This window comes from Streptomyces sp. NPDC050856, from assembly GCF_040653855.1.
GTDB lineage: Bacteria > Actinomycetota > Actinomycetes > Streptomycetales > Streptomycetaceae > Streptomyces.
The window spans coordinates 50,954-75,288 of sequence record NZ_JBFAGV010000004.1 but is presented as its reverse complement, the minus strand read 5'-3'; the positions used below and the strand labels follow the sequence as shown (position 1 = coordinate 75,288).

Here is a 24,335-nt window from a genome sequence, read left to right as displayed (position 1 = left end):
GCCGGGAGGGCGGGGCTGGTGTGCCCGGTTCAGTGCTCCGGCAGGAGGCGCGACCGCGCCGACTCGGTCACACCCGCGGGGACCCGGGTGCCGGGAGCGGGCCCCGCCGGTGGCTGGGGCCCGGCGCCGTCGGCCGTGCTCGGGACCGGGGAGGACGACGGCAGGGTGAGGCTCAGCGGCCCGCCGGACGAGGACGCCCAGCCGGACACCCCGCCCGCGTACGCCTCACCGAAGGGGGCGCCCCGCAGGGTGGTGCCGGCGGGCATGGTCGCGGTGGCCGGCACGCCGTCGGGCGTCTCCACCGTCACCGTGTCACCGACGCGGTGGGCGGTGACCCGGCCGCCGTCGACCGCGGCCTGCCAGGCGGCACGCCGCCGCAGTTCGGTGCCGATGTCCCGCATCCGCAGGTTCACCACGGGAGTGTTCGGCGCGAACAGCGCGTCGTGGCCGCCGAGCACGCCGTTCAGGACGGGGTAGGCGATCCGGTCCTCGGCCAGGTTGGACTGGTGGATGAAGTGCGGCCTGGGGTCGTTGGCGAGGACGTGGCCGAGGGCGATCCGCGTCTCCAGGGGCACGATGTGCTCGCGGTAGCCGGTCGCCGGGTCCAGCGGCGCCGGCAGGCAGGTGGTGGTGTGCGGGTCGTCCTCGCAGATCCCGCTGCCGCCCTGGGCGCGGCTGGTGTAGATCCAGTTGTACTCGTCGACCTGTTCGGCCGCCCGCCCGGCGTTGTAGAACACGTTCATCGGATGGCGCGGGACGGTCGTGGCGGGGCCGACCTGCCGCTGGCCGCGCTCACGGGAGTTGTCCGAGGCGAGCCAGGTGACGCCGTTGTCGGCGAGCGCGGGCGCCAGGTGCGGATTGTCGGCCGGCTGTTGCGGCAGGACCTTCAGCCCCGAGTGCTCGCCGGTGACCAGTTCACCGTCCTCCAGCGGCAGGCCGGCGCCGCGCCCCCAGGCGCGGTTGGCGGCGATCTCGTCGGACACCGCCGTGCGGCCGACCCATCTGGTGCTGCCGTCGGCGGTGGTCGCGCACCGCCACGGCACCGTGGTCGTGTCCTGCTCGCAGCCCAGGAAGGCGTGCGTGTAGGTGTGGTTGATCCAGCGGAACCGGTCGCGCTCGGCGATCAGCTTGTCGGCGAGCGCGTCGGCGCCGTCGTGGTCCCGGCGCTGCTCCACGCTGCCCGCACCGTTGTAGGCGAGGTCGAGGGTGACGTGGTGCTCGCGCTGCCAGGCGGTGGCGTGGTCGACGTCCGCCGGGGTCATCCGGATCGGGTCGGGCGTGCCCGCGCCGTCCGGGCAGTCGACGTCGCCGGGTGTGCAGTTCAGTTCGGCGTTCCAGCGGTCGTCGGCGGCGAACACGTCGTCCACGTGCACGGCGAAGTAGTTCCGCGAGGCGCCCAGGCGCACGCCGCCGGTCATCCAGTCCACGATGCCGCGGGCCAGCAGCCGGAACTGCTGCTGGTGCTGGTTGTAGACGAAGGTGACGACCAGTTCCCGGCGCCCGTCGTGCCGGTACTCGCCCACGAGGGAACCCCGCTCGGCCTGGCCCGGGACGGGGGCCTCCACGTACGGGGTGAAGTCGGCGCCGGCGACGGGGGTCGACAGGTAGGCGTAACTCTCGCCCACTGTCGGGGAGTTGTCCTCGAACGGGACCGCGCCCTCCAGGTATCCGAAGGGGCCCGCCTTCCCGGCGGGCGTCACCTGGGCCCGTACCCCGTCGAGGCTGCCGGAGTAGCCGCCGTGTACCGGGTACCGCAGCCCGGCCTCGGGGCGCGCGTAGGTGTAGGCGTCGACCTGGGGTATTCCGTGGGTCCGCTCGTAGGCCGCCAGCGCCGCCATCTCGGGGGAGCCCGCCGCGAACGGGTTGTCGTTGGGCAGGACGACGGCCTGGTACTTGGCCCGCGGGCGTCCGTCGAGCGTGTCCGCCAGGAAGCCGGCGTCGATCACCGGCCGGTCGGACCGGCCGAGGTCGACCTCGGTGTACGGCGTGCCCGCGGCGTCGAGTTCGGCCGCGATGGCGTCGACGGACGGGCCGCCGTCGCTGACGAGCAGGACCCGCAGGTCGACGCGTGGAGCGGCGCTCCCGGCCTGAGCGGCCCCGGCCGGCGGGCCGAGAGCGGCGATGAGCGCGCCCACCGTGAGCGCGGCGGTACGTATGATCCGCTTCATGCGGTGAAGTCCCTCCCCAGGGCAGGGGCGAGGACAGCTCCGATGGAGCGGACGCACCCCCTCGCGTGGCGCCGTCCCCCCGAAGAGGCCGGTCGCCGACGCATCCGTCGCGTCACATGGTGAGGTCTGTGTGTGCTTTCTGTGCGCAACTCGCGAAAGCTGGCGGGAAAGCTCTGGTGTGCTCGCGCTCGTACCCGGCGCCGCACGGGGCTCCCGGCGGGTGCCGGAGGTCCGGTGGCGGCGGAAGGGCTGAGCGCCCCGCGCAGGTGGGAGTCCTGAGCGGGGCGCTCACCGGCCGGCGGGCCGGCGGAGGCGCTCGTGTCGGGCCTGGCGGGCGTCCCTCGGGCCGGGGCAGGTTTCAGGTCACCGCCCGGAGCCCGGCCCTCAGGCGCAGACCACTCGGGTCACCGGGGTGAAGACCGGGCCGCCGCTGGTGCTCGCCGTGTCGCTGAACTCGGCGTAGTAGTACGAGTAGAAACCGATGTCGCCGTTGCAGCCGGAGTCGGGGGCGACCTGGAGGGTCAGCGTGACGGTCCGGCTCTGGCCGGGCGGAACGGTGGTCCCGTAGTTGGCGCCGAGGTCGGCGGGCCCGGTCCCGGAACAGGGGACACTGCCGGTCGCCGTGGCCAGGGCGCAGCCGGTGAAGCCGTACTTCAGGTCGGGGCGCTGGGTGGTGAGCCAGGTGGGCTCGATCGTCTGGTGGACGAACCAGACGTCGTAGGTCCTGTTGTTGGTCAGCGTCATCGAGAGCCGCACCGTGCCGCCGGGCGCCGTGGTGGCGGAGTCGGTGGTGAAGGTCAGGGCGGCCGGTGCGGGGTCCGCCGCGCTCGCGGCGGGAGCCAGGCCGAACACGGCCAGGACCAGGGCGAGGACGGTGGTGGTTCCCAGGCGTCTCGTACGGGGTGATCGCATGGCCCGGGAGGCTAGGCACCCGGCGGGTTCGCCGTCTGCCCCGCATGAGGAGCCCCCGGCCGCCGATCGGCCGGAAGTGTGTCCGGTGTGAGGGAGCGGTGGCGGGCGTGTGCATGCGCCCCGGACCTCCGTACCCGCACGGCCCGGGGGTGGGGCGAGCCGGGCCGCCGCCGCGGCGGCGGTGCTCCGGCGGCACGGTCCGGCACACCGATATTGGCGGGAAACCGGGCGCGCCGGCGGCCGGTGCCCGCCGGGCGGGCAGGGGCGGGCGCGGAGGTTCTCGGTCATCCAGGCGTTTCCGGCCATGCGGTGGGCCGGGCGGCCTGCGGGGGGACGCCCCCGGCCCCGTGCGGGCCGTGCCGCCCGGCACCTGGACACGTCCCCGCCAGCGGTGGCCGCGGGCGCGCGAGGCCGGGTGGCCTCCCCCGCCGGCCCGCCGGCACCCGCGTGGGGCGCGGGCCGTACGCCCGCGCCCCACTGCCGGAAACCGGCTCAGGCGGCCCGGTGGGCCGCGGCCAGCCGGGCCACCGCGCCGGGCAGGTCACCGCTGAGCAGCAGATGATCCGCCTCGGCGAACGGCTTCGCCGACGCCTCGCTGATCCCGCCGTCCATCTTCGCCTGCACGATCAGCCGTGCCCTGGTGACGAGTTCCCGGCCCCGCGCGGAGTCGCCGAGACCGGCGGTCTGGAGGGCCCTGGCCGCGATGCCGATGGCCTGGAGAGCCGCCTCTCCGCCACCGGCCGGGGACCTGGTGAGGGTGGTCAGCCCCCAGCCGTAGGGGAACTGCGGGTCGTAGGCGGCATCACCGACGTTGATGGGCAACTGCGCCTGGGACCTGGGCCAGGTCACGGGGAGCTGGCCGGTGAACGGCCGCTTGCCGTACAGGACGTCGGCGACACCGTCGCCCTCGGTGCCGGGCAGCCAGGAGGCGACGAGCGCGTCGATGCCCTCCAGCCGGTCGCCGATCAGTTGCGGACGGCCGGAGACGACCAGCACCGCGCACCTCATCGCCGAGCAGACCTTGTCGACCGCCGCCTTGTCGGCGTCGGTGAGCTCCAGGTCGTGGCCGTTGCCGACGTCGCCGAAACCCTCGGCGTACGGCGTCTCGCCCACGACGACCACACCGACGTCATGGCCGTCGGTGGCGGCGGACGCGTCCCTGGAGTAGGTGATCCGGGCATCCGGGGCGGCCTTCCGCATGCCCTGGAGGATCGTCGTGCCCGTCGTGACCGGGCCGGAGGAGCCCTGCCAGCTGATGGTCCAGCCACCGGCCTGGTTGCCGATGTCATCGGCGTTGGACCCGGCGACGTACACCCGCTGCGAAGACTTCAGCGGCAGTACCGCGCCGTCGTTCTTCAGCAGCACCTGGGACTTGGCGACGGCCTCACGGGCCACCGCGCGGTGCTCGGCGGAGCCGATCCGGCCCAGGTTCCTCGTGTCCGCGTAGGGCTTCTCGAAGAGGCCCAGTGCGAACTTCTGGGTCAGGATCCGGGAGACCGCGTCGTCCACCCGGGCCCGGCTGACGCGCCCCGCCGCCACCTCCTGCTGAAGCGTGCGGGTGAAGCCCTGGTAGTCGGTCGGCACCATGATCATGTCCAGGCCGGCGTTGACGGAGGTGCGCACATCGCTCGGGTAGTCGCCGGGGATCTGGTCGATCGCCTGCCAGTCGCTGACCACGAAGCCCTCGAAGCCCATACGGCCCTTGAGGACCCCGTTGATCATCTTCGCGTTGGCGTGCATCTTCACCGGTCCCCGGTCGTCGCCCAGGACGTCCAGCGACGAGTACGAGGGCATGACCGTGCCGGTGCCGCGTTCGACGGCCTCGGCGAACGGCGCGAGGTGCACCGCCTCCAACTCCTGGCGGGTGACCTTGGTGACGCCCTGGTCGATCGTGTACGAGCCCGTGGTCGAGGAGCCGAACTCCGTGCCGCCGTCGCCGACGAAGTGCTTGGCGCTCGTGAGGACCTTGTCCGCGCGGTCCAGGTCCTTGCCGTCCCGGGCGCCCTGCATACCGTTGATCACGGTCTCCATGGCGGTGACCAGGGCCGGGTCCTCGCCGAACGCCTCGTAGGAGCGCCCCCACCGTTCGTCGCGGGTGACGCACAGGCACGGCGCGAAGTCCCACGGAACGCCGGTCGCGCGCACTTCCCTGGCCGTCACCGCCCCGGTCCTCTCGGCGGTCCCCGGGTCACGGCCCGCTCCGATGCCGATGTTGTGCGGCATGATCGTGGAGCCGATGACGTTGTTGTGCCCGTGCACGGCGTCGACGCCGTAGATCAGCGGGATCTGGAACCTGGTCGCCCGGGTGCGCAGTTGGTAGGAGTCGACCATCCGCACCCACGCCTCGGGTGTGTTCGGCGTCGGCACGGAACCGCCGCCGGAGAGCAGCGAACCGAGGTCGTAGGCGGAGATGTCGCCCGGGGCCTTGAGCGCGTTGCGCTCGGCCTGCGTCATCTGTCCGGCCTTCTCGGCGAGGGACATCCTGGAGAGCAGGTCCGCGACCCGTTTCCCGACCGGGAGGGTGCGGTCCAGGTACGGCAGCCCGTGGGCGTCGACGACGATCCGCGGTGTCTCGGCGGGAGCCCTGGCGCCGTTGACGGTCAGCCCGAGCGGGACGGTCTCCGCCGGCTCGGCGCTGCCGTCCTTCTTCGTGCGGACGGTGATGGTGCGGGTCTCGCCGGACGGCGTGCCCGCCGGGAAGGTGACGCTCCCGGAGACCGGCCGGTAGTCGTCACCCGGGGTGGCGCTGCCGTCCCCGGTGCCGTAGGCGACGGTCACCGGCTCGTCGAGCGGGCCCGAACCGGTGGTCGCGACGGACACCTCGACCCGCGCGGCCCCGCCCTCCGCGACGGGGTACACGGCGGCGTCGGTCGACACCCTGGCGGTCAGGGCGGGCTCGGCCTTCCCGTACAGCTCGACACCGTCGATCGCGAAGGAGCCCGGCCCACCGGTCGGCAGCGTGAGGGCGTACCCCCACATCTCCTTCAGACCGAGCACCTGGTCGATGCCGCCGACGGGCTGGTAGTCGGTCCGGTACCGGAACTCGGAGAAGGGGATCTCGACGAGGTGCCAGCCCTCCCAGTCGTCGGTGAACGACGTGGCCCACAGCTCGGACGCCTCGCCGTTGGCACCGCCGTCCTTGAGCTCGAAGCTGACGCGCCTGCCCGAACCGGGCGGCAGCGGGGCGGTGTTCTGCCCGTACCACCAGAAACGGACGCCCTTGTGGGCGGTCCAGTCCTGGGCCGGCCGGTCGAAGGCGAAGTCATGGCTGAAACCGCCCCAGCCGCTGATGTCGTAGGTGCCCTGGAGGACCTTGCCGCCTTCGGGGGCGTCGGCCCGTTCCCGGATCCGCAGTTCCGGCCGGTCGTCGGCGTCGCTGCCCCAGGTGAAGATCCCCTCGGCGGGCGGGCCGGCGAAGGGCACCTCACCTTCGAAGCGGTCGACGAGCCGTGGGGCCGGTTCGGCCGCGGCGGTGGCGGACGGCAGGCCGCCGGTGAGCAGACCGCCGAGTACGGCGGCTGCGGCCAGCACCGCCGTGCCGGTTCTGAGCGGGGGACGTGGTCGTGGCATGACAACTCCTGGTGGGAACGGGTGGGACAGGGGCGGGGGAGTGGTCGGGTGGAGGCACGGCCGCAGGCGCGGGCCACCTCACCGGTGGGGCGCGGAGCGCCGGACGGACGGCCCGGTGGGCAGCACCAGCGGCTCCGCGGAGAGGGTCTCGCCCGCCAGGGTGGCGAGCGGGAGCCGCGCCGCGGTTTCACCCGTCTGCCGCGCGGGCCGGCGGACCGTGGGCAGGGGCGGCTCGGTGTGCCGGGCGGCGGGGAGGCCGGCGGACCCGGCCACGGCGACGTCCTCCGGGACGCCTCGGCCGGCCTCCCGCGGGGCACGCGACGCGCCGGCCGCGACGAGGTCGCCGTGCGCGAGGACGCAGTCGCAGCGCCGGCCTTCGGCGCCGGCCCGCTCGGCACCGGTCCTGCCGGGAACCTCCGCGGACCCGCCGTCGACGACGCGGCCGGGCTCGCGCCGGCCGGTGAGCACCAGGGACCGGGCCCGGCCGGAGCCCGGCGGATGCCGCGCCGCGCACGCCGCCCGCGCGGCCGGTGGTGGCCACGGACGGGAACAGCGGGTGGTGGCCGCGGTCGTCGATGAGGACGACGGGCGGTTTCCGGCGCTACATCTCCGCGGCGGTGGCGAGCGCCGCTCCCGGTCCGGCGACCAGGAGCCCGTCGCAGGCGGGTGCCGGAATCCGACCGGTGAGGTGCCGGACGGGCGCGGCGGCCCGGTCGCGGCGAAAGGGCAGCGGGCCGGCAGTCCATGACCCGCCGCCTCGACGGTGCCGGTGACGCCCCGGCGCACCTCACCCACCCGCGGCGGGGTGAGGGGCGGCGCCGGCATGGCGACAGCGCGGCCGCCGCCACCGGCCGGGCCGGTGGTTTCCGAGCCGGGCATCTGACTGAGCGCGCCGGTCACTTCCCGAACACGGGCGGCGGTGTGGGAGCCGGCGTCCAGCCGGGTGCCGCGCGCACGGGAGGCCGTGGTCCCGCCGGCCCCCGCCCGATGTGCGACGTCGGCGATGGTGACTCGCATGCGGGCGCCTCCGCGTCGGGATCCGGAACCGGTTCCGGTACCGGTTCCGCGACCGGCACCGCCCTCGTGCGGCGAGTCAACAGCCGGGCCGCCCCGCCGTCAAGACTTCACACGGGACCGGCCGGATTGCCAACTCCCGTGCCGTACAAGTCGCTTGTGCGTTCATGCAGTGAACGCGCCGAGTCTTGACGCGGGTTCCCGGCGGGAGTTCACTCACGCCTCGGACCGCGGCGCCCTCACACCGTGCCGGAAAGGGCGGCGGGCCGGGGGCCGCGACCGCCCCGGCGCGCGGCGCCCCGGCCGTTGAGCGCCGCTTCATCACTTCGACACCCCCGGAGCCCGGCCCGGCAACCGGGTTCGTCAAGGGTGATATGGGCATGCCAAAGGTGTCGCGCGTGCCCCCGTGCCGTGGCCGACAGCAGGACACAGTCGGCCGACAGGAGGAGACAGTTGAACAAGAGCTCGCGGATGTACCGAGTGTCGCTGACCCTGGGCAGCGCCGTCGCACTCGTCGTCGCCTTCCCCGGCAGTGCCCATGCCGCTCCGCCCCCGGCCCTGCCCGCCGCCGCGGACGGTTTGGAGCGCACGTTCCAGCCGGCCTTCGACTACGACACGGACGGCTGCTACCCCACCCCCGCCATTGGACCTGACGGGACCGTCGCCACCGGCCTCAAGCCGAGCGGCGCGCTCAACGGGCAGTGCCGTGACGCGGGGGACCTCGACAACACCAACGGATACGCGCGCTCGATGTGCGACAACGGCTGGTGCGCGATCATGTACGGCCTCTATTTCGAGAAGGACCAGGCCGTGGCGGGCAGCGGGCTCGGCGGGCACCGTCACGACTGGGAGCACGTGGTCGTCTGGGTACGGGACGACCAGGCCCAGTACGTCTCCACCTCCGCCCACGGGTCCTTCCGGATCCACGGCCGGGACCGGATCCGGTGGGACGGCACCCACCCCAAGATCGTCTACCACAAGGACGGCATCGGCACCCACTGCTTCCGCCCGGCGAACGCCAACGACGAGCCGCCGGAGAACCACGGCCGGAGCTGGCAGTTCCCCGGCCTCGTCGGCTGGAACGGCTACCCGGCGGGCCTCCGCGACAAGCTGAGCCGGGCCGATTTCGGCAGTGCCGTCTTCGGCCTGAAGGACGGCGACTTCACGCGCCACCTGGCGAAGGCCAAACCGGCCGGGATCCCGTTCGATCCCCACGCCTGACGCGCGGCCCCCCCCCGGGCGCCGCCACGGCCCTCCAGGCCGGGCGCGGTGGCGTCCGGCGCCGCCCCCTGCCCGCCGTCCGCACTCCCGGGCTTCCCCCGGCCCCGGGCGGCCGGCCCACGGGCGGCCGGGTCAGAGGCCGAGTACCTCGGAAGCGTCCGCCAGCGACCTGAAGTACTCCCGTGGATCCGCCACGAGCCTGCGCTCCGCCAGGTCCATCAGGCCGCCGACGCCCGACACCTCGGCGGCCACCGTGCCGTCCGCCTTGCGGATCGTCTGCTCGATACGGAAGGTCTTGCCCTCACCCCAGACGAAGGCGCACGTCACCGCCACCTCATCGCCCGCCCGCAGTTCCCGCCGGTAGCGCACCGTCACTTCCAGCGCCACCGGTCCCACACCCTTCCCCAGCAGGTCGGTCTGCCGGATCCCGGCCCTCTGCAGCAGCGACCAGCGGGCGTGCTCGGCGTACTGGAGGTAGACGGCCTGGTTCAGGTGACCCTGGGTGTCGGTCTCGTAGCCGCGCACCACGACGGTGACGGAAAACGGCTCTGCCACGCTGCTCCTCTCGACGGCGGCACTCGTCGAGCGCCCGCTCACCAGGCAAACCGCCCGGTGACCCGCCGCATTCCACCGTGGCGGTTCCCCCGTCAGCCCGGACAGACCGGGGCGGCAGCCCCCGGTACAGGCCCCGCCGTCGTCCTCGCCGAGATCACGGCCCACGACCCGGCACACCTGCCTCTCCCAGAGCACGCGGTCGAGGCGGAGCAGATCCCCCCTTCCCGCACGCCGCGACCGGAGCAGTGCCATCCCGCCCCTGGCCGCGGCCAGGAACAGAGGAACGCCCGTTCCGCCTCGCTGAGTTCCCCTCGCGGCCCGGCCAGCCACCCTTCGACGGCGGGGAGTCGGGACGCGCTTGTCCGTTCGGCCCGCACCACGGGCCGCCCCCTCTGCCCACCCGGACGAGGTGCTCCTCCTCCTGGATCTCACGAAGCCCGGGCCGGGGCGGCCACCGCCGGAAAGATGGCCGGCGCCCGGCACGGCCGGCCGGTGGGCCTTGCCGGGGGCCGGGGTATGAGTACGCGTACTCATGCGCCGAAGCCTCCCGCCGCAGCACACTCCGGGTTCCACGACGGACGAGCAGGGGAGTTGAGCGTGAGACGTACCAGGACGGCTCCGATCATGGCGGCGCTGGCGGCGCTGGCGGCACTGGGGGCGACGGTCGCCGGGGCCGGGCCCGCCGGGGCGGCGGACGGTGTCCTGTTGCCGCACCCCGGGCCGGAGGGCCTGGTGTGGGTGGAGGAGCGGACGGGAGACGGCGGCGTCGTGTCGGGCGGTGCGCACGGAGGGCTGCCGACCGTGCTCACGGTGGCGTGCGAAGGCGGCGGCGTGCGGGTCACGATGGAGTCGCAGCAGGCCCGCGTGGCCGCGTTCACCGTGGACTGCCCGGCGGGGCCCGGGACCGGCTCCGTGACCATGGACGCCGGCGTGGTCAGCCCGGGGTCCTTCTCCGTCGCGGTCGACGCCTCGGCGCGGACGGTCCGGTGGGCGCTGACGGTGACCCAGCCGGAGTAGCCGCGGTGGCCCGCGCCCGTCGGGGGCGCGGGCCGCCACGGTACGGCCCCGGCCATGACCCGTGCCGAGGCCCGGGGTTCAGCCGAGAGTCTCCCGTGTCTCACGGAGCCAGGACGCGCAGGCCGGTGAGCGGAGGAAGTCCGAGTGGCCGCCCGGGAAGCTGCGGCGCGCGAACGCGCCGTCCGTGGCGTGGGCCCACTCGGCCGTCCCGGTGTCCGACGTCAGCGGATCCGCCTCTCCGCGCACGGCCAGGACCGGACAGCCAAGGCGGGTGAACGCGGCGGGGTCGAACTGCCCGAGCAGACGCAGGTCCTGCGCGGCCGTCTCGGCGACGATCTCCCGCCAGTCGTCCGACGGGGCGTCGGCCAGGATGCCCGGATCGACACTCTCCAGGTACTCCGCCGCGCCCGACGGTGAGGCCGCGGCCCCCTCCGGCACCTCCAGCAGTCCGGGGGCGCAGGCGCCGGCGGTGATCAGCGCCGAGACCTCGAAGCCGTCCGCCTCCAGCCGTGCCGCCGTCGCGTAGGCGACATAGGCGCCGTAACTGTGCCCGAACAGCACCGGCCGGCCGGCCGGCCGCCCGGCCAGCTGCTCGGCGCACGCCCGCACGACAGCGTCGAACGAGGCGGCCGGGACCCCGAAGTCCCTGCCGTACCGGCCCGGGTACCTGACGAGCCAGGACGCCGGACCCAGCGCGTCCACCAAGGGCTGGAACTCGCTGCCGAAGGAGCCGGCGCCGGGGAAGAACACCGTGCCGCGGGCGTCGTTCATCGTGGTCTCCTCGGGATGTCGGGTTCACCTGTCCGCCGGCACGCGTCCGGCCGGCGACGGCCGGCGGCCGAGCAGGGTGGTCGCCAGCCAGACGGCGCCGAACAGCACCCAGCACAGCCACATGGGCGGTCCGGCCAGAAGCGTCACGGAGAGGACCGTGAGGGCGCACAGCACGCTGACGACCCGCGCCCGGCCCCCCGGGGCCAGCTTCGCGTACGAGGCCGCGCCGACCCCGTACAGCACGAAGTAGATCCCGCCCGACAGGACGAACAGGATCTCGAACGACACCAGGCCGCTCGACGCCAGGACCGCGACCAGCGTCAGGGTGGCCCCGACCACGACCACCGACGTCAGCGGGTTGCGGTCCCGCTCGCGCACCCTGGTCAGCGGGGCCGGCAGGTAGCCGCTGCGCGCCATGCCGAACACCAGCCGGGACAGCGCCAGGACGGAGGCGAAGACGTTCGCCGTGATGGCGGCGACGACCAGCGCCAGCGTGACCGGACGCCCCAGGTCTCCGAGCGACTGCTCGGCGAGCCTCAGCAGCGGGGCCGAGTCCAGCGCCTTGTCGCCGGGGCTCACCGCGGCGAACAGCCCGAGCAGGACCAGCGCGTACAGCGCCACCACGATCAGGTAGGAGGCCGCGAAGATACGGGGGATGGCGTCCGGACGCTTGTGCTCCTCGAACGTGAAGGCCACCGTCTCCCAGCCGGTGAACGCGACGTAGACGGCGGTCAGCACAGCACCCAGTTCGCCGAACCGGGGAAGCCGGGTACTCGGCGCCTCCACGCCGTGGAGGCCGAGAGCGACCACCGCGGTGCAGGTCACCAGGGCGAACAGGCCGAGCACCAGGCCGACCTGCAGTTTGCCCGAGACGTTCGCCCCCATGCAGGCGACGAGGGTGGCGGCCAGCAGGACGGCGACCGGGAAGACCCACGCCAGGCTCGCGACTCCGGAGAACTCCGCGACGTAGCGGCCCCCGGTGATGGCGGTCGCCGGGATACCGGCCACCAGCGCGAGGGTCGCCAGCAGCCCGGAGGCCCGCCCGACGGCCGGCCCGAGGGCCACCTCGGAGTAGTGGGCGACCCCGGAGGCCGACGGATGGCGCCGGCCGAGCCACGCGTAGCAGTACAGCAGTGGCACGACGGACACGGCGGCGACGGCCCACGGCATCCAGGCCGATCGGCCCAACTGGTGGTAACTGGTGCCGGGCAGGATCATCATGCCGCTGCCCAGGATCATGGACAGCGCCAGGAACGTACCGACGGCGCTGCTCAGCGATTTCTGCAGACCGCTCACGCCGACTCCTTCCGCGCGGAGGCCAGGACGGGGTCGATGGCGCGGTCGAGGGCTTCGAGCAACCCCTCGTCCAGCGCGTGACCTCCGTTCGCGATGGTCAGATGGAACTCCCGGGAGACCCGGTGCTGCCAGGCGGCGCAGCGCTCCGGTGGGATGAAGGTGTCACCGCGTGCGGAGAGCACATGGAGCGTCGGCGGACCGCCGGCCGGGCCGACCCGTTCGGCGAGGCGGTCGGCGACCGTGGCGTCCGCCCGCAGGCCGTCCGCGATCTCCGCCAGCATCTCCGGGTCGTCGAGCAGTTCCGGCGGGAAGCCGTCGCGCGCGAGCACCCCGGCGATCCCGGCGTCCGACATCCGGGACATCGTCGGTATCCGCCCCGACGCGTCCGGGCACGGCGTGTTCACCAGCAGTGCCCCGACCGGCCGGGCGAGCCGGGCGCGGAGGTCGTCGTACAGGTGGAGCGCGGACAGCCCCCCCATGGAGTGCCCGACCAGGACGACGCGCCCGGCGGACACCTCCTGCACGGCACGCCCGATACCGTCGACGGCCCGCGCCCGCCACGCCCCCGATTCGAGGGCGTGGACGGAGACGGGGTTCGCCATGGCGGTGTAACCCATGCCGCGCCGGGCGGCGATGTCCTTCAGCGGATCACGCGTGGTGCCGCGGGCGCCGGCGGCGGGGAAGGAGACGAGCAGGTCTTTCGTGTCGGTCGGTCCGGTCACGCGCCGAAGTCCCTCGCCGCGACCACCTCGACCTGGAGCTCGGTCAGCCCGAGCATGAAGTTGGAGTGCAGCCGCTGCGGTTCCTCCACCACGGCGAACGCCTTGTCCCAGCCGGCCAGTTCCTCGACGAACGTCTGGATCTCCAGCGTCGCCACCGGCGCGCCGATGCAGCGGTGGATGCCCGCCCCGAACGCGAGCTGCTTGTTGTCGGGCCGGTCGATCACAAAGGTGTCGGGACGCTCGAACACCGAGGAGTCCCGGTTGGCCGACATGTTCCACAACGTGACGAAGCTGTTGGCCGGGATGACGTGGCCGCCGACGGTGAAGTCCTCCACCGTCAGCCGTTGTACGTAGCTGTTGGTGGAGGTCCAGCGCAGGAACTCCTGGGTGGCCACATCACACGACGTCTCGCCCTCGGTCACCTTCCGCCACTGGGCGCGCTCCTGGTCGATGGTGTGGACGGTCAGGCTCGCCGTGTGCGGAGTGGTCTCGTTGCCGCCGACCGCCACGTTGAGCCCGTTCAGCACCGCGACGTCCCGTTGCATCTCGCCCTCCGCGACGCACTGGGCGAGGAAGCCGATCATGTCGTCGGCCGACCCGGAGCTGATGCGCTGCTCGATCAGGTCGTCGATGAATTCGAGGACGTCGAGCTGCGCGTCGACGAGCGAGTCGAGCGGGGACGTCCCGGCGTACGCCGCGTCGCGGTAGCCGATCATCGTCCGGGTGGCTTCCAGGAGCGCGTCGGCGTCCTTGGAGGGGATGCCGAAGAGCACCTCCAGCACGCCCTTCGGCAGCTCCGGCGCGATGACCCTGGTGAAGTCGATGCGGTCGCCGACCGACAGTTCGCCCAGGGCGCCGCGGATGTTGCGGCGGACCGTCCGGCCGACCCTGGCCAGGATCTCCCGGTTGAACCCGCTCTTCTTGATCGGCTTCCGGATGGTGGCGTGCGCCGGCTGGTCGGCCACGATGAGCATACGGCCGGAGGCCGAGTCCTTCTCCGGGAGATAGGACCCGTCGACCATCGTCCCGTACGCCGAACTCAGACGCTGGTGGTCGACATAGGCGGCGTACACGTCCTCGTAGCGGGTCAGCGCGTAGAACTCGTAACCGTCGTCCCTGCGGTGGACCGACACCGGGTCGTTCTCCCGGAGATCGGTCAGATAGGCCCACGGGTCCTTGGTGGCGAAGAACTCCGCCGAGTAGAGCGGGCTGTCCTCAACGACCAGCATTCTCGGCTCCGATCAGGTCGGCGATGCGCGCGGGTGTCCGCCCCTCGAAGAACACATGGCCGGGGACCTTGACGCCGGTCTGCTCCTTCAGCAGCGCCCGGCACCGCAGGACGACTAACGAGTCCACTCCCGCGTCGAAGATATCCGTGTCCTCCGCGACCTCCCGGTTCAATATCCTCTGTACGCAATCGGTGATGGTAGCTGGTGAGATGTTCGTCATTTCTCTCCGACCTTTTCTGTCGCGCGGTATTGATCCATCAGGGAAGGGATGTCCACCTTCCCACCGGGTTTCGTGGGAAACCGGTCCACCAGCCACACGCCGATCGCCGGCGAGGACCTCTTCACGACGGACTCGATCCGCGACCGGACGGCCGGATCCGTGCGCTTCCCGGCGCCGGCCCGCACGAACGCCACCGTGTGGCGCTCGCCCTGGACGACCCGGCAGTCCAGCACGTCCGGCAGGCTCGTCACCCGGTGTTCCAGCGCGGCGGCGTCGACCCGTATCCCGTTCACCTTGATCTCGTGGTCCAGCCGCCCGGTGAACACGAGGTTCCCCCCGTCGTCCACGCGGACCACGTCACCGGTCCGGAAGGACGCCGGCCCGCCGTCCGAGCGGAACCGGTCGGCGAGGACACCGCCGTCGATGTACCCCAGGCACACCAGCGGGCCGGCGATCACGAGTTCCCGGGCGCCGGCCGGCCGGTCCGCCAGCTCGTACAGGCTCTGTTCGCACCCGTCCAGCGGCGTGCCGATCGGGACGGTCCCGCCCGTGAAGTCCGCCGGCAGGTCGTACCTGTGGGTGGCGAACGTCGCCTCGGTGGGGCCGTACAGGTTGACGAACCGGTTCGTCAGGCCGGCCTGCCGGGCCTGCCGGTAGGTCGACACCTGGAACTGCTCGCCACCGCTGAACACCCAGGGGACACCGGCGAGACAGGCGGGCACGGCCCCCACGACGGTGGCGATGACGGCGGCCGGCAGGAGCAGACGGTCGATGCGGTACTTCTCGGCGAGCTCCGGCCAGGCGAACACGTCCTCGTTCACATGCGGCAGGCAGACCACCGTCCCGCCGTCCGCGGCCGTCCGCCAGGTGTCGAACCACCAGCCGTCGTAGGTGGGAGTGGCGAAGCTGCCCGCCGTCGGCGTGTCGCTCACCGGTACGTCCAGACCGCGGCAGCCGAAGAGCGCCAGCAGGTTGCCGCGGGTCACCGCGACGGCCTTGCGGCTGCCGGTGCTCCCGGAGGTGAAGTTGACCGCCACCACCTCCTCGGGGACGCGCTCCGGCGGCAGGCGTTCCGGCGACCGCTCGGCGGGCCCGACCGCCGGGGACCGGCCCCCGGACACGTCCAGGGCCAGGTCCGGCCGGACCCGGTCGATCTCGCCCGGCCCCAGGTTGCCGTCGTCGACCACGGCGACGCACCCGGCGCGCCAGGCTCCCAGCTGGCCCGCGAAACAGCCCAGCTTCGTACCGGACCGGATCCGCACCACACGGGCCGGGCCGTGCTCGCGGATCGCCTCCTCGACCGCCGAGGCCAGCTCTCCCACCTGTTCCCAGCGGTACTCGACGTCGTCCTCGACCCACAGAATTCTCGACGAACGCCACCGCTCGCCGTGGACCAGGTCGTTCCACGCGTCACTCATAGGCGCAGCCCCAACTCGTCGATCACCATACTGATACTGATCAGGCTCAGCCGGACGTCCCACTTGTCCGGTGTGGGATCGGCGGCCACCGCGGCGAGGGAGTCCGGCTGGAACACACCGCTCGCCGCCACCAGGTCCCGCCAGTCGGCGAGTGTCCGGTCGTCAGCTATCGCCGACAGCCCGTACGCGGTGAACCCCTGCTTGGCCCGCCGCAGAACCGCTCGCGGGACGATGTCGGCGTACGCCGTCTTCAGACACGCCTTGCCCTCGAAGTCCGCCACCTTCTCGTCGTCCGCCACACGCAGCCCCAGCGACACCATCGGGTTCCCGAGGAAGGGGTAACGGCCCTCCACGGAGCTGGCCATGAGCATGGTGTCGCCGTGGTCCCCGAGCAGGTGCCCACTCAGCTGCACGTACACATCGGCGATCGACCGGAGCTGCATCTGGGTCAGCCCGGTGATCTCCTGGTCGCCGAAGGGGATCAGCCGGTCCCGCCAGAACTCGTGGCCGGGCAGGGCGTCCACGGCCGCGGGGCTGAGACAGAGTTCCCGCCGGCGCGCCAGCTTCCCCCGGTCCACCTCCCACGAGAAGTCCGCGCGGCCCCACGCCTGTTCGTTCTCCTGATGACTCTCCCGGGGCTTCCTGCGCGCCCCGTCGAAGGCGTAGGAGTCGTAGCCGAAGAAGAGCTCATCGGCGCCCTCACCGGATATCACGCCCTTGAGCCCGGTGAGGCGGACCTCCCGCGACAGCCGCAACGCCGCCACGTTGTACGTCTCCCGTTGCGGATAGCAGCAGTGGCGCACCATCTCCTCGAACTCGGAGGCGATGTCGGCGGGGGTGCACCGGATCTGGTGGTGTTCGCTGCCCACGGTCTCCGACACCTCGCGCTGGAACCGCCCCTCGTCCAGCGCGACGTCGTCGAACAGCACCGAGAACGTCCTCGGGGGCTTCTCCAGGGCCCGGGCCGCCTCCATCACCAGGGTGCTGGAGTCGAACCCGCCGCTCAGATAGGCACCGATCTCGACGTCCGCGCGCAGGCGGTCGCGCACCGAGTGTCCCAGGGCGTCGCGTATCTCCTCCGGGGTGACCGGGCGGTCCGCCACCTCGAACTCGCCGTACCGCCAGTAGCGGACGGTCTCGGGCGCACCCTCGCCGAACCGGACCACACACCCCGGCGGGACGGCGTGGACGTCCGCGACCAGCGTCCTCGGCGCGACGATGTTGCCGAGCGCCAGGTACTGGTCGACGGCACCGACGTCCAGCCGCCAGGAGTGGGGCACGCACTGCACCAGCGGCTTCAGCTCGGAGCAGAAGTGCGTGTGCGTGCCGAGGACGGTGTAGAACATCGGGCAAATGCCGAAGCGGTCCCGTCCCAGGTAGAGACTGTTCTCGGCCCGGTCGTGGATCGCGGTGGCGAACTGCCCGTCGACGAGTCCGAGGCCCGCCGGCCCGTGACGGGCGAAGAGCTCCGGGATGACCGCCACGTCGACCCGGTTCCCGGGCCGGTGGTCCCCGAGGCGCTCCCGGAGTTCCCCGCTGTTGTAGATCTCCCCGTTGGTCATGGCCACGTACCGGCCGCTGCGGTCCTCCGCCGGCTGCCAGCCGTCCTTCAGCGCGGTCATGCCGAGGCGGCCGAGCTTCATCGACAGCGCGGGTGTGCTCAGCGAGTAGCTCTCGTCCGGTCCGCGGTGGACCAGCCGGGAGTGCATGGCCGCGGCGACGGCGCGGTCCAGGGTTCCGTCGGGCGCGAAGGTCCCACAGAGGCCGCACATCGCGTCACACGCTCCGTTCCTGGAGTTGGTCGACGAGGACCCGCAGGTTCTCCGCCCGCAGCACGTCCCGGACCCCGGCGTCGGCCCAGCCCAGCCCCTTCATCTCGTTGACGAGCACCACGGCCGACGCGGAGTCGCCGCCCACGTCGAAGAAGTTGTCGTCCAGCCCGACGTCGCCGACCCCGGTGAGCGTGCGGACCAGGCGCAGTACCCGCGCGTCCGGGGAGGCGGGTTCGTCAGGTTCGCCGGGCGCGCGGCGGTCCGCCCGGAGGGCGTCCCGGTCGACCTTGCCGTTCGGGGTGTAGGGGAACGTGTCGACGCGTTCGAGCACTGAGGGGATCTTGTACGGGTCGAGGACGCCTTCGAGGTGCCGGCGCACGGACCGGGGGTCGGGGTCCCCCTGGTAGTAGCAGACCAGCACGTCCAGGTCACCGGCGTCCGCGCCGTCCTGGGCCTCGGCCACGACCACCGCGTCCCGGACGGAGTCCAGCCGGCACACCGCGTTCTCGATCTCGCCCGGGTCGAGCCGGTAACCGCGGACCTTCACCTGCCGGTCCAGCCGTTCCACGAAGTGCAGGTTGCCGTCGCTGAGCTCGACGACGTCACCGGTGCGGTAGGAGGGCTCCGCACCGGACTCGGCGAACGGCCGCACGCCCTGCTCGGTGAGGTAGCCCGCCGCCACGCTGCCACCGGTGATGACGAGCTCACCGCGCTGCACCGGGCCCTCGGCCACCGCGGTCGCGCCGTCCGCCGCGTCCACGTCGCGGATGTAGTAGCCGCAGTCGCCCACCGGTTCACCGAGCGGCACCGACTCCCGGCACTCGTCCGGGTCGAGGGCGCCGGTCAGCAGGTTGCACACGGTGGTCTCGGTGAGCCCGTAGGCGTTGTGGAAGCTCGCCACCGCGGACCATTTGCGGATCACCGCGAGCCGGCAGGGCCCGCCCCCGTTGATCACGTGCTCCAGACGCATGGCGCCGGTGGGCTCGGTCACCGTCAGCGCGAACGGCGTGGTCTTCAGATGGGTGATCCCGTACCGCTCCAGGGTCTCCTGGAGGACGGCTCCCGGCGCGAGGTGCGCCTCGTCCAGCACCACCAGACACGCGCCCGCGGTCAGGGTCCACAGGATCTCGGTGACGCACCCGTCGAAGGTCAGGCGGGCGAACTGGAGCGTCCGGTGTCCCGGGCCGACGGAGAGGCGCTCGACGTGGTCGTCGATGACCGGGGCGAGCGGAGCCGTGCGCACGAGGACGCACTTGGGCCTGCCGGTGGACCCCGAGGTGTGGATGGCGTAGCCGATCTCGCCCTCGGCGTACGGCGGTCCGGCCGGCGGCGGCCGCTCCTCGTCCGGGGACGCGGGGCCGCTGGGGCGCCACTGCTCCGGCACCTCGGTGAGATCCACCTGGCCGTCGCCCGGGGCGGTGCGGGCCAGCAGCCCGACACCCAGCAGCCGGACCTTGTCGGAGTTCGAGGACGCGCTGTCGCGACTGTCGATGAAGACGAACGGTCGCCGTGCCTTCAGGGCCCCGATCATCGCCACGACCGCGCCCATGTCGCGGCTGCCCTGGACACCGACGAACTCACCCGGTGACGTACGGGCCCTCAGCCGGTCGGCGAAGTCGTCGGTGAGTTTGCCGAAGTCCCGATAGCTGACGGTGGTGTCCGCGGTCCGTAACGCGTCACTGTCCGGGAACTCCCGAACGGCGCGGTCGATGCCGTCGAGGACGGACCTGTGCCGAGTTCGCAACGTACCCTCCTTTCCTGTCATGCCTGTCGTCCTGCTACCGGACCGGATGGGTCAGCGTGCCGACGTGCTCGACGACCGCCTGGACCGTGTCGCCGGGGCTGATCACCGTGGCTCCCGGGGTTCCGGTGCAGATCACCGTGCCCGGTCGGAGCGTGCGGCCCGCGGTGAAGTACTCCACGAGATAGCCCAGGTCGTACTTCATGTCCGCCGGGGTCGCCGACGCGACCGTCTCCCCGTTCCGCACGGTGGCGATGCGCAGGGACCGGAGCGCGTCGTCACCGAATTCGTCCAGGGTCACCAGGACCGGGCCGACGCTGCAGAAGGTGTCGAAGCCCTTGGCCCAGGGGATGTAGCGGGGATTCTCGCGGATCACGTCCTCGGCGGTCATGTCGAGGACGGCGGTGACGCCCGCCACGACGGAACGCCAGTCGTCCCATGCGACGTTCTTGCACGTGGTACCGATGATCAGCCCCAGTTCCGCCTCGGCGGTGACGCGCTTGGACTGGGTCGGCAGTTCGATGTGACCGCCGTTGCCGATCAGGCAGTTGCCCGGCCGCAGGTAGGAACCGGGGCCCGAGGCCGGCTGCTCCGAGTCGAGGTCGTCGGAGTGGCGCCGGTAGTTGAGCCCCGCGCCCCAGATGTCGGTGCCGTGGTCGAGGACGGTGGCGGCGGCCGAGAGGTCCGGGTCGACGGGGGTGAGGTCCTCGCCCCGCCGCTCGATGGTCTCGGCCAGCCCGCGCAGTCCGCGCTCACCGGTGAGGTCACTGATCCGGGTGACGTCCTCGTAACCCGGAAGGCCGGTCAGCGGGAGCCACCTGTCGTGGTGCGCCACGGCGATGTCACGTCCGTCCGCGTCCCGGCCGCTTCTGGTGAATTTCACTGTGCCTCCTCCGTTCGGGGATCGGTCGGACCGGGGCCCGGTCCGACGGCTGCGCCTCCGGGCGTGACCTAGGCCGTGATCCTGCTCGCCGCGGTGCGGAAGTCGTCCTTGCGCGGGCTGTGGTCGGCGATCTGGACCGCGGTCTCCATCAGGCGCGCCGGATCGGCGTGGTACTCCTCGGCCAGTTGCTCCACCAGCGGGAAGAAGCCCGAGTGGATACCGATCACCGCGCCGAGGACCTGCATGGTGCGGTCCTCGCGGATGGCGTCCATGTTGACCCGGCAGTACTCGGCCAGCTTCGCCAGTTCCTGGTAGTCGAACTGGTCGTCCTCCAGGAGCTTGATGACCCCGGCCAGCGATTCGATCGCGGCGTTCCCCGAGCCCCGGCCGATGCCGTTGAGCGTGGCGTCCACGATGGTGGCCCCGGCCTGCAGGGCGGTGATGCTGTTGATGTTGGCCATGCCGAGGTTGTCATGGCCGTGGAACCCGACGACGTCGAAGTGCTCCCGCACCGCGCTCACATAGCGGTGGACGTCGGCCGGCAGCATCGCGCCGTAGGAGTCCACGACATAGACGCCCCGGACGGCCGGACCCACCCCGTCGAGCAGGCCGACCAGCTCGGGGACCGGCGTCGCGCTCGACTTCATCAGGTTCAGGTACACCTCCCCGCACACCTCGGTGGCGCGGTGCAGGTAGTCGAGGTTCCCGGGCACCTTGTCCGGCTCCATGCCGATCCGGACGAACGACATGCCGCGTTCGGTCATTGCCGCGATGGTGTCCAGCCGGGTGAACTCCGGCTGGGCGAACATGCCCCAGGGCTTGTCGGTCAGCGTCGAACCGGCGATCTCGGCCCAGCGGTAGTGGTCGATGTTGCAGGCCTTGATGCCGGTCCGCTCGGCCTCCAGTCCGATGCCGTGGCCGACCTCCACCCTGGAGACCGGTATCGAGTTGAGCCGGGAGAGCAGGTTCGTCACGAACCCCTCGTCGAGCTGGAAGTCGACGGCGTACGAACCGTCGCGGAGTGTGCAGTCGAGCAATTCGATCTTCGACGTTACCTTGAGCTGACCGCCTGCTAAAGACATTGCGTGTACTCCTTGTTTTGGACAGCACTTGTGACGCACACGATGTTCATGGGGCGTGAGACCGGCGGGAGACATGACTCGATACCGGGGTCAGCGGCGATGCCGGGAAGGTTGTCCGCGACCGGACGGCAGCGCGGACTTCGGTCGATCGTTGCGTGAGGGAGTCGGATTACGGCGAGGGCTTTCGGTGAAGCCTCGGAGACTTTCTGCCGGAGTCGTTCGTCCACCTTCCGGGGCTCCACGTGTCACCTTGGCACGTGTCACCGCGGCCTGCGGCCGTACGGGCGGGCGTCGGGCTCACCGGCCGTACGGGAGGAAAACGCGTCGACGCCGACCGGTTTACGTTGCACGTATCTTCCGGGGAACAATGACCGTACTCGGTTCGCGGAAAGCTGGAATGGCGCGGCGAGTGACCCGCACCGGCGGGCTCGTCGCCTCTTCCGCCGGGGTCGCCGGCGCGGATGAGGACTCCCTCGCGAAACGACGGCGTCCGCCATGACGCGACTTTCGGATTCCCCACCCTCAGCTCCCCGGCTCGACTGCTCGACCTGCTGCGCGCTCGGTGTGGGTGCCACTCGGATCAGGTGCTGACACGCACGAGGTACCAGTGCCCGGGAGTGAACGGTGCATTCGTCAATTGCCTGCCGTGGCCAGCCATTTGGCCGGAACGCGAGCACGTGCCCGGACGTGCGGCCGGTGATGGTTCATGACGCGGTGTCAGCCACCGGGTGGGTGCGCCGGCTGTTGTGACTGGTGGCGGGCGGGCGGGAGGCCGGCCGTCGCGCCGGGCGGACACGTGGTCCACGCCCCGGCGGTCATCACGATCTTCCCCGCGGCGGTCGGTTCTGGCCGATCTGGCGGCCGGGGTTGACTCGGCGGACCGTGGTCAGGAGAAGACCACCGTGTCGCGGAGGGGCCGCGGGCTCAGGGGGTGAGGGAGCGCGGGCACGGGCGGGGCCGGCGCGCACGGCGCCGGAGGGGGCGCGCGCCGTACGGAAGCACGGCGCGCAAGGGGTCATACGAAAGGGTGGCGGCGGGGGCGCGCCGGACACCCCGTCGGGTGTCCGGACGCGGCCCCACCGCCACCCCGCCTGCCGGGACGCCGGTTCGGCCGGACCGCCGGGGTCAGACCACCGGAACCGGGTAGGTCGGGTACTCCACCCCGGACACGTGCTGGACGACGCGGATCACCTGGCAGGAGTAGCCGAACTCGTTGTCGTACCACAGGTAGAGGATCGCGTTGTCACCGTCGACCTTGGTGGCGCCGGCGTCGACGATCGAGGCGTGGCGCGAGCCGATGAAGTCGCTCGAAACCGCGTCGGGGGCGGTGGTGAAGTCGATCTGGCGCTTGAGCGGCGAGGTCAGCGACACGTTGCGGAGGTAGTCGAGGACCTCCTCACGGTTGGTCTCGCGTCCGAGCCGCAGGCTGAGGATGGCGATCGAGACGTCCGGGACCGGCACCCGGATCGAGCTGCCGGTGATCGGCGCGTCGAGGTCGGGCAGCGCCTTGGCGACGGCCGAGGCGGCACCGGTCTCGGTGATGACCATGTTGAGCGGCGCCGAGCGGCCGCGGCGATCGGCCTTGTGGTAGTTGTCCAGCAGGTTCTGGTCGTTGGTGAACGAGTGGACGGTCTCCACGTGGCCGCGCAGCACCCCGTACTCGTCGGCCATCGCCTTCAGCGGCGGGACGATCGCGTTGGTGGTGCAGGAGGCGCAGGACAGGATCTGCTCGTCGGGCTTGATCGTGTCGTGGTTCACGCCGTGCACGATGTTGGGGACGTCACCCTTGCCCGGCGCGGTCAGGACGACCTTGTCGATGCCGGGGCGCAGGTGCTTCGACAGCCCCTCGCGGTCGCGCCACTTGCCGGTGTTGTCGATGAGGATGGCGTTCTTGATGCCGTACGCCGTGTAGTCGACCTCCGAGGGGTCGTTGGCGTAGATCACCTTGATCTCGTTGCCGTTGGCGACGATCGTGCTCTTCGCCTCGTCGACGGTGATCGTGCCCTGGAACTGACCGTGGATGGAGTCGCGGCGCAGCAGCGAGGCCCGCTTGACGATGTCCTGGTCACCACCCTGGCGGACCACGATGGCGCGCAGCCTCAGCCCGTTGCCGGAGCCGGCCTTCTCGATCAGCAGACGGGCGACGAGGCGGCCGATGCGGCCGAAGCCGTAGAGGACGACGTCGCGCGGCTCCCGGCGCTCGATCTTGTCGGCACCCGTGGCACCGGCGACCGCCTCGGCGGTGAACTCCGCCACGGACAGACCGCGGTCATCGGTCTTGTACGTCGCGGCGAGCATGCCGATGTCGATCTGGGAGGGCCCGAGATCCAGCGTGGTGAGCGTCTGCAGGAACGGCAGCGTCTCGGTGACCGAGAGCTCCTCACCAGCGATCTGCCGGGCGAAGCGGTGAGTCTTCAGGATGCTGACCACCGACTTGTTCACCAGGGAGCGGCTGTGGACCAGGACGGTGACGTCCCGCTCCCGGTGCAGCTTCCCGATGATCGGGATCATCGACTCCGCGATCTCCTCGCGGTTCTTCCAATTGGTGAACGAGTCGTCATTGACAGTCACAGGTTTATCTTTCGAGCTAGGCGGCGCTCATATGCTAACCCGCCCCCACGTCGATCCTTCAAGGGGTGCCGTGCGACCGGGTTGACGTGGCCGGGCCACGGCGGAAGCAGCGCCAGAACCTGGGCGCTTTGCGGCATTGGCGGGCCCGTTCGTCCGCGTTCACCCACGTTCCG

General features: G+C 71.9%; 18 protein-coding genes. 2 read left to right on the top strand and 16 right to left on the bottom strand.

The genetic code is table 11. The features are described 5' to 3' along the window. Positions 1-29: 29 nt before the first annotated feature. From AB0H53_RS05145 to AB0H53_RS05130, 4 genes are all read right to left on the bottom strand, one after another. On the bottom strand, positions 30-2,168 hold the full coding sequence (locus AB0H53_RS05145) for a hypothetical protein (protein ID WP_362107401.1): 2,139 nt from the start codon (positions 2,166-2,168) through the stop codon (positions 30-32). Between the two features lie 384 nt (positions 2,169-2,552). Further along, positions 2,553-3,080, bottom strand: a complete 528-nt coding sequence (locus tag AB0H53_RS05140; RefSeq protein ID WP_362107400.1) for a hypothetical protein — start codon at positions 3,078-3,080, stop codon at positions 2,553-2,555. 492 nt (positions 3,081-3,572) lie between these two features. After that, complete coding sequence (locus AB0H53_RS05135; RefSeq protein ID WP_362107398.1) at positions 3,573-6,650, bottom strand: glycoside hydrolase family 3 N-terminal domain-containing protein; 3,078 nt, start codon at positions 6,648-6,650, stop codon at positions 3,573-3,575. A gap of 78 nt (positions 6,651-6,728) precedes the next feature. Beyond that, on the bottom strand, positions 6,729-7,118 hold the full coding sequence (locus tag AB0H53_RS05130; protein ID WP_362107395.1) for a substrate-binding domain-containing protein: 390 nt from the start codon (positions 7,116-7,118) through the stop codon (positions 6,729-6,731). Between the two features lie 999 nt (positions 7,119-8,117). Between AB0H53_RS05130 and AB0H53_RS05125 the strand changes: the two genes are divergently transcribed. Next, the gene (locus AB0H53_RS05125) at positions 8,118-8,885 is read left to right on the top strand and encodes an NPP1 family protein (protein ID WP_362107393.1); all 768 of its coding nucleotides are present in this window, start codon (positions 8,118-8,120) and stop codon (positions 8,883-8,885) included. A gap of 132 nt (positions 8,886-9,017) precedes the next feature. On the opposite strand, the gene AB0H53_RS05120 is transcribed toward AB0H53_RS05125, so the two are convergent. Further along, positions 9,018-9,440: an acyl-CoA thioesterase gene (locus tag AB0H53_RS05120; RefSeq protein ID WP_362107390.1), complete on the bottom strand. Its 423-nt coding sequence runs from the start codon at positions 9,438-9,440 to the stop codon at positions 9,018-9,020. Positions 9,441-10,037: 597 nt separating this feature from the next. On the opposite strand from AB0H53_RS05120, the gene AB0H53_RS05115 reads away from it, so the two are divergent. Then, entirely contained in the window at positions 10,038-10,457 is a 420-nt protein-coding gene (locus tag AB0H53_RS05115; protein ID WP_362107388.1) for a hypothetical protein, read from the top strand. A 78-nt stretch (positions 10,458-10,535) separates the two neighbouring features. Here AB0H53_RS05115 and AB0H53_RS05110 read toward each other — a convergent pair whose 3' ends face one another. From AB0H53_RS05110 to AB0H53_RS05060, 11 genes are all read right to left on the bottom strand, one after another. Further along, a complete protein-coding gene (locus tag AB0H53_RS05110; RefSeq protein WP_362107385.1) occupies positions 10,536-11,228 on the bottom strand; it encodes an alpha/beta fold hydrolase in 693 nt (230 codons plus the stop codon). 24 nt (positions 11,229-11,252) lie between these two features. Next, the gene (locus AB0H53_RS05105; protein ID WP_362107382.1) at positions 11,253-12,524 is read right to left on the bottom strand and encodes an APC family permease; all 1,272 of its coding nucleotides are present in this window, start codon (positions 12,522-12,524) and stop codon (positions 11,253-11,255) included. Continuing rightward, positions 12,521-13,246 carry an alpha/beta fold hydrolase gene (locus AB0H53_RS05100; RefSeq protein WP_362107379.1) on the bottom strand — a complete coding sequence of 242 codons (726 nt, stop codon included), beginning with the start codon at positions 13,244-13,246 and terminating at the stop codon, positions 12,521-12,523. The genes AB0H53_RS05105 and AB0H53_RS05100 overlap by 4 nt, the downstream gene beginning before the upstream one ends. Beyond that, entirely contained in the window at positions 13,243-14,475 is a 1,233-nt protein-coding gene (locus tag AB0H53_RS05095) for a cytochrome P450 (RefSeq protein WP_362107376.1), read from the bottom strand. Before AB0H53_RS05095 ends, AB0H53_RS05100 begins: the two co-directional genes overlap by 4 nt. Beyond that, positions 14,462-14,695: an acyl carrier protein gene (locus tag AB0H53_RS05090; protein ID WP_362107373.1), complete on the bottom strand. Its 234-nt coding sequence runs from the start codon at positions 14,693-14,695 to the stop codon at positions 14,462-14,464. Before AB0H53_RS05090 ends, AB0H53_RS05095 begins: the two co-directional genes overlap by 14 nt. Beyond that, positions 14,692-16,113 (bottom strand): AMP-binding protein, encoded by a 1,422-nt coding sequence (locus AB0H53_RS05085; RefSeq protein ID WP_362107370.1) that lies wholly within the window; start codon positions 16,111-16,113, stop codon positions 14,692-14,694. The genes AB0H53_RS05090 and AB0H53_RS05085 overlap by 4 nt, the downstream gene beginning before the upstream one ends. Next, a complete protein-coding gene (gene asnB, locus AB0H53_RS05080; RefSeq protein WP_362107368.1) occupies positions 16,110-17,885 on the bottom strand; it encodes an asparagine synthase (glutamine-hydrolyzing) in 1,776 nt (591 codons plus the stop codon). The genes AB0H53_RS05085 and asnB overlap by 4 nt, the downstream gene beginning before the upstream one ends. 4 nt (positions 17,886-17,889) lie before the next feature. After that, a complete protein-coding gene (locus AB0H53_RS05075; protein ID WP_362107365.1) occupies positions 17,890-19,629 on the bottom strand; it encodes a non-ribosomal peptide synthetase in 1,740 nt (579 codons plus the stop codon). Positions 19,630-19,663: 34 nt separating this feature from the next. Continuing rightward, positions 19,664-20,509, bottom strand: a complete 846-nt coding sequence (locus AB0H53_RS05070) for a fumarylacetoacetate hydrolase family protein (RefSeq protein WP_362107362.1) — start codon at positions 20,507-20,509, stop codon at positions 19,664-19,666. Positions 20,510-20,577: 68 nt separating this feature from the next. Beyond that, positions 20,578-21,591 (bottom strand): hypothetical protein, encoded by a 1,014-nt coding sequence (locus tag AB0H53_RS05065; protein ID WP_362107360.1) that lies wholly within the window; start codon positions 21,589-21,591, stop codon positions 20,578-20,580. A gap of 1,125 nt (positions 21,592-22,716) precedes the next feature. Further along, on the bottom strand, positions 22,717-24,162 hold the full coding sequence (locus tag AB0H53_RS05060; protein WP_362107357.1) for a glyceraldehyde-3-phosphate dehydrogenase: 1,446 nt from the start codon (positions 24,160-24,162) through the stop codon (positions 22,717-22,719). Between the last annotated feature and the right edge of the window lie 173 nt (positions 24,163-24,335).

Excerpts from the sequence above, each read along its gene's own strand:
- AB0H53_RS05140 (WP_362107400.1), bottom strand. The coding sequence starts at position 3,080 with ATGCGATCACCCCGTACGAGACGCCTGGGAACCACCACCGTCCTCGCC.
- AB0H53_RS05090 (WP_362107373.1), bottom strand. The coding sequence starts at position 14,695 with ATGACGAACATCTCACCAGCTACCATCACCGATTGCGTACAGAGGATA.
- AB0H53_RS05065 (WP_362107360.1), bottom strand. The coding sequence starts at position 21,591 with ATGTCTTTAGCAGGCGGTCAGCTCAAGGTAACGTCGAAGATCGAATTG.
- AB0H53_RS05145 (WP_362107401.1), bottom strand. The coding sequence starts at position 2,168 with ATGAAGCGGATCATACGTACCGCCGCGCTCACGGTGGGCGCGCTCATC.
- asnB (WP_362107368.1), bottom strand. The coding sequence starts at position 17,885 with ATGTGCGGCCTCTGTGGGACCTTCGCGCCCGACGGAACCCTGGACCGC.
- AB0H53_RS05135 (WP_362107398.1), bottom strand. The coding sequence starts at position 6,650 with ATGCCACGACCACGTCCCCCGCTCAGAACCGGCACGGCGGTGCTGGCC.
- AB0H53_RS05095 (WP_362107376.1), bottom strand. The coding sequence starts at position 14,475 with ATGCTGGTCGTTGAGGACAGCCCGCTCTACTCGGCGGAGTTCTTCGCC.
- AB0H53_RS05110 (WP_362107385.1), bottom strand. The coding sequence starts at position 11,228 with ATGAACGACGCCCGCGGCACGGTGTTCTTCCCCGGCGCCGGCTCCTTC.
- AB0H53_RS05085 (WP_362107370.1), bottom strand. The coding sequence starts at position 16,113 with ATGAGTGACGCGTGGAACGACCTGGTCCACGGCGAGCGGTGGCGTTCG.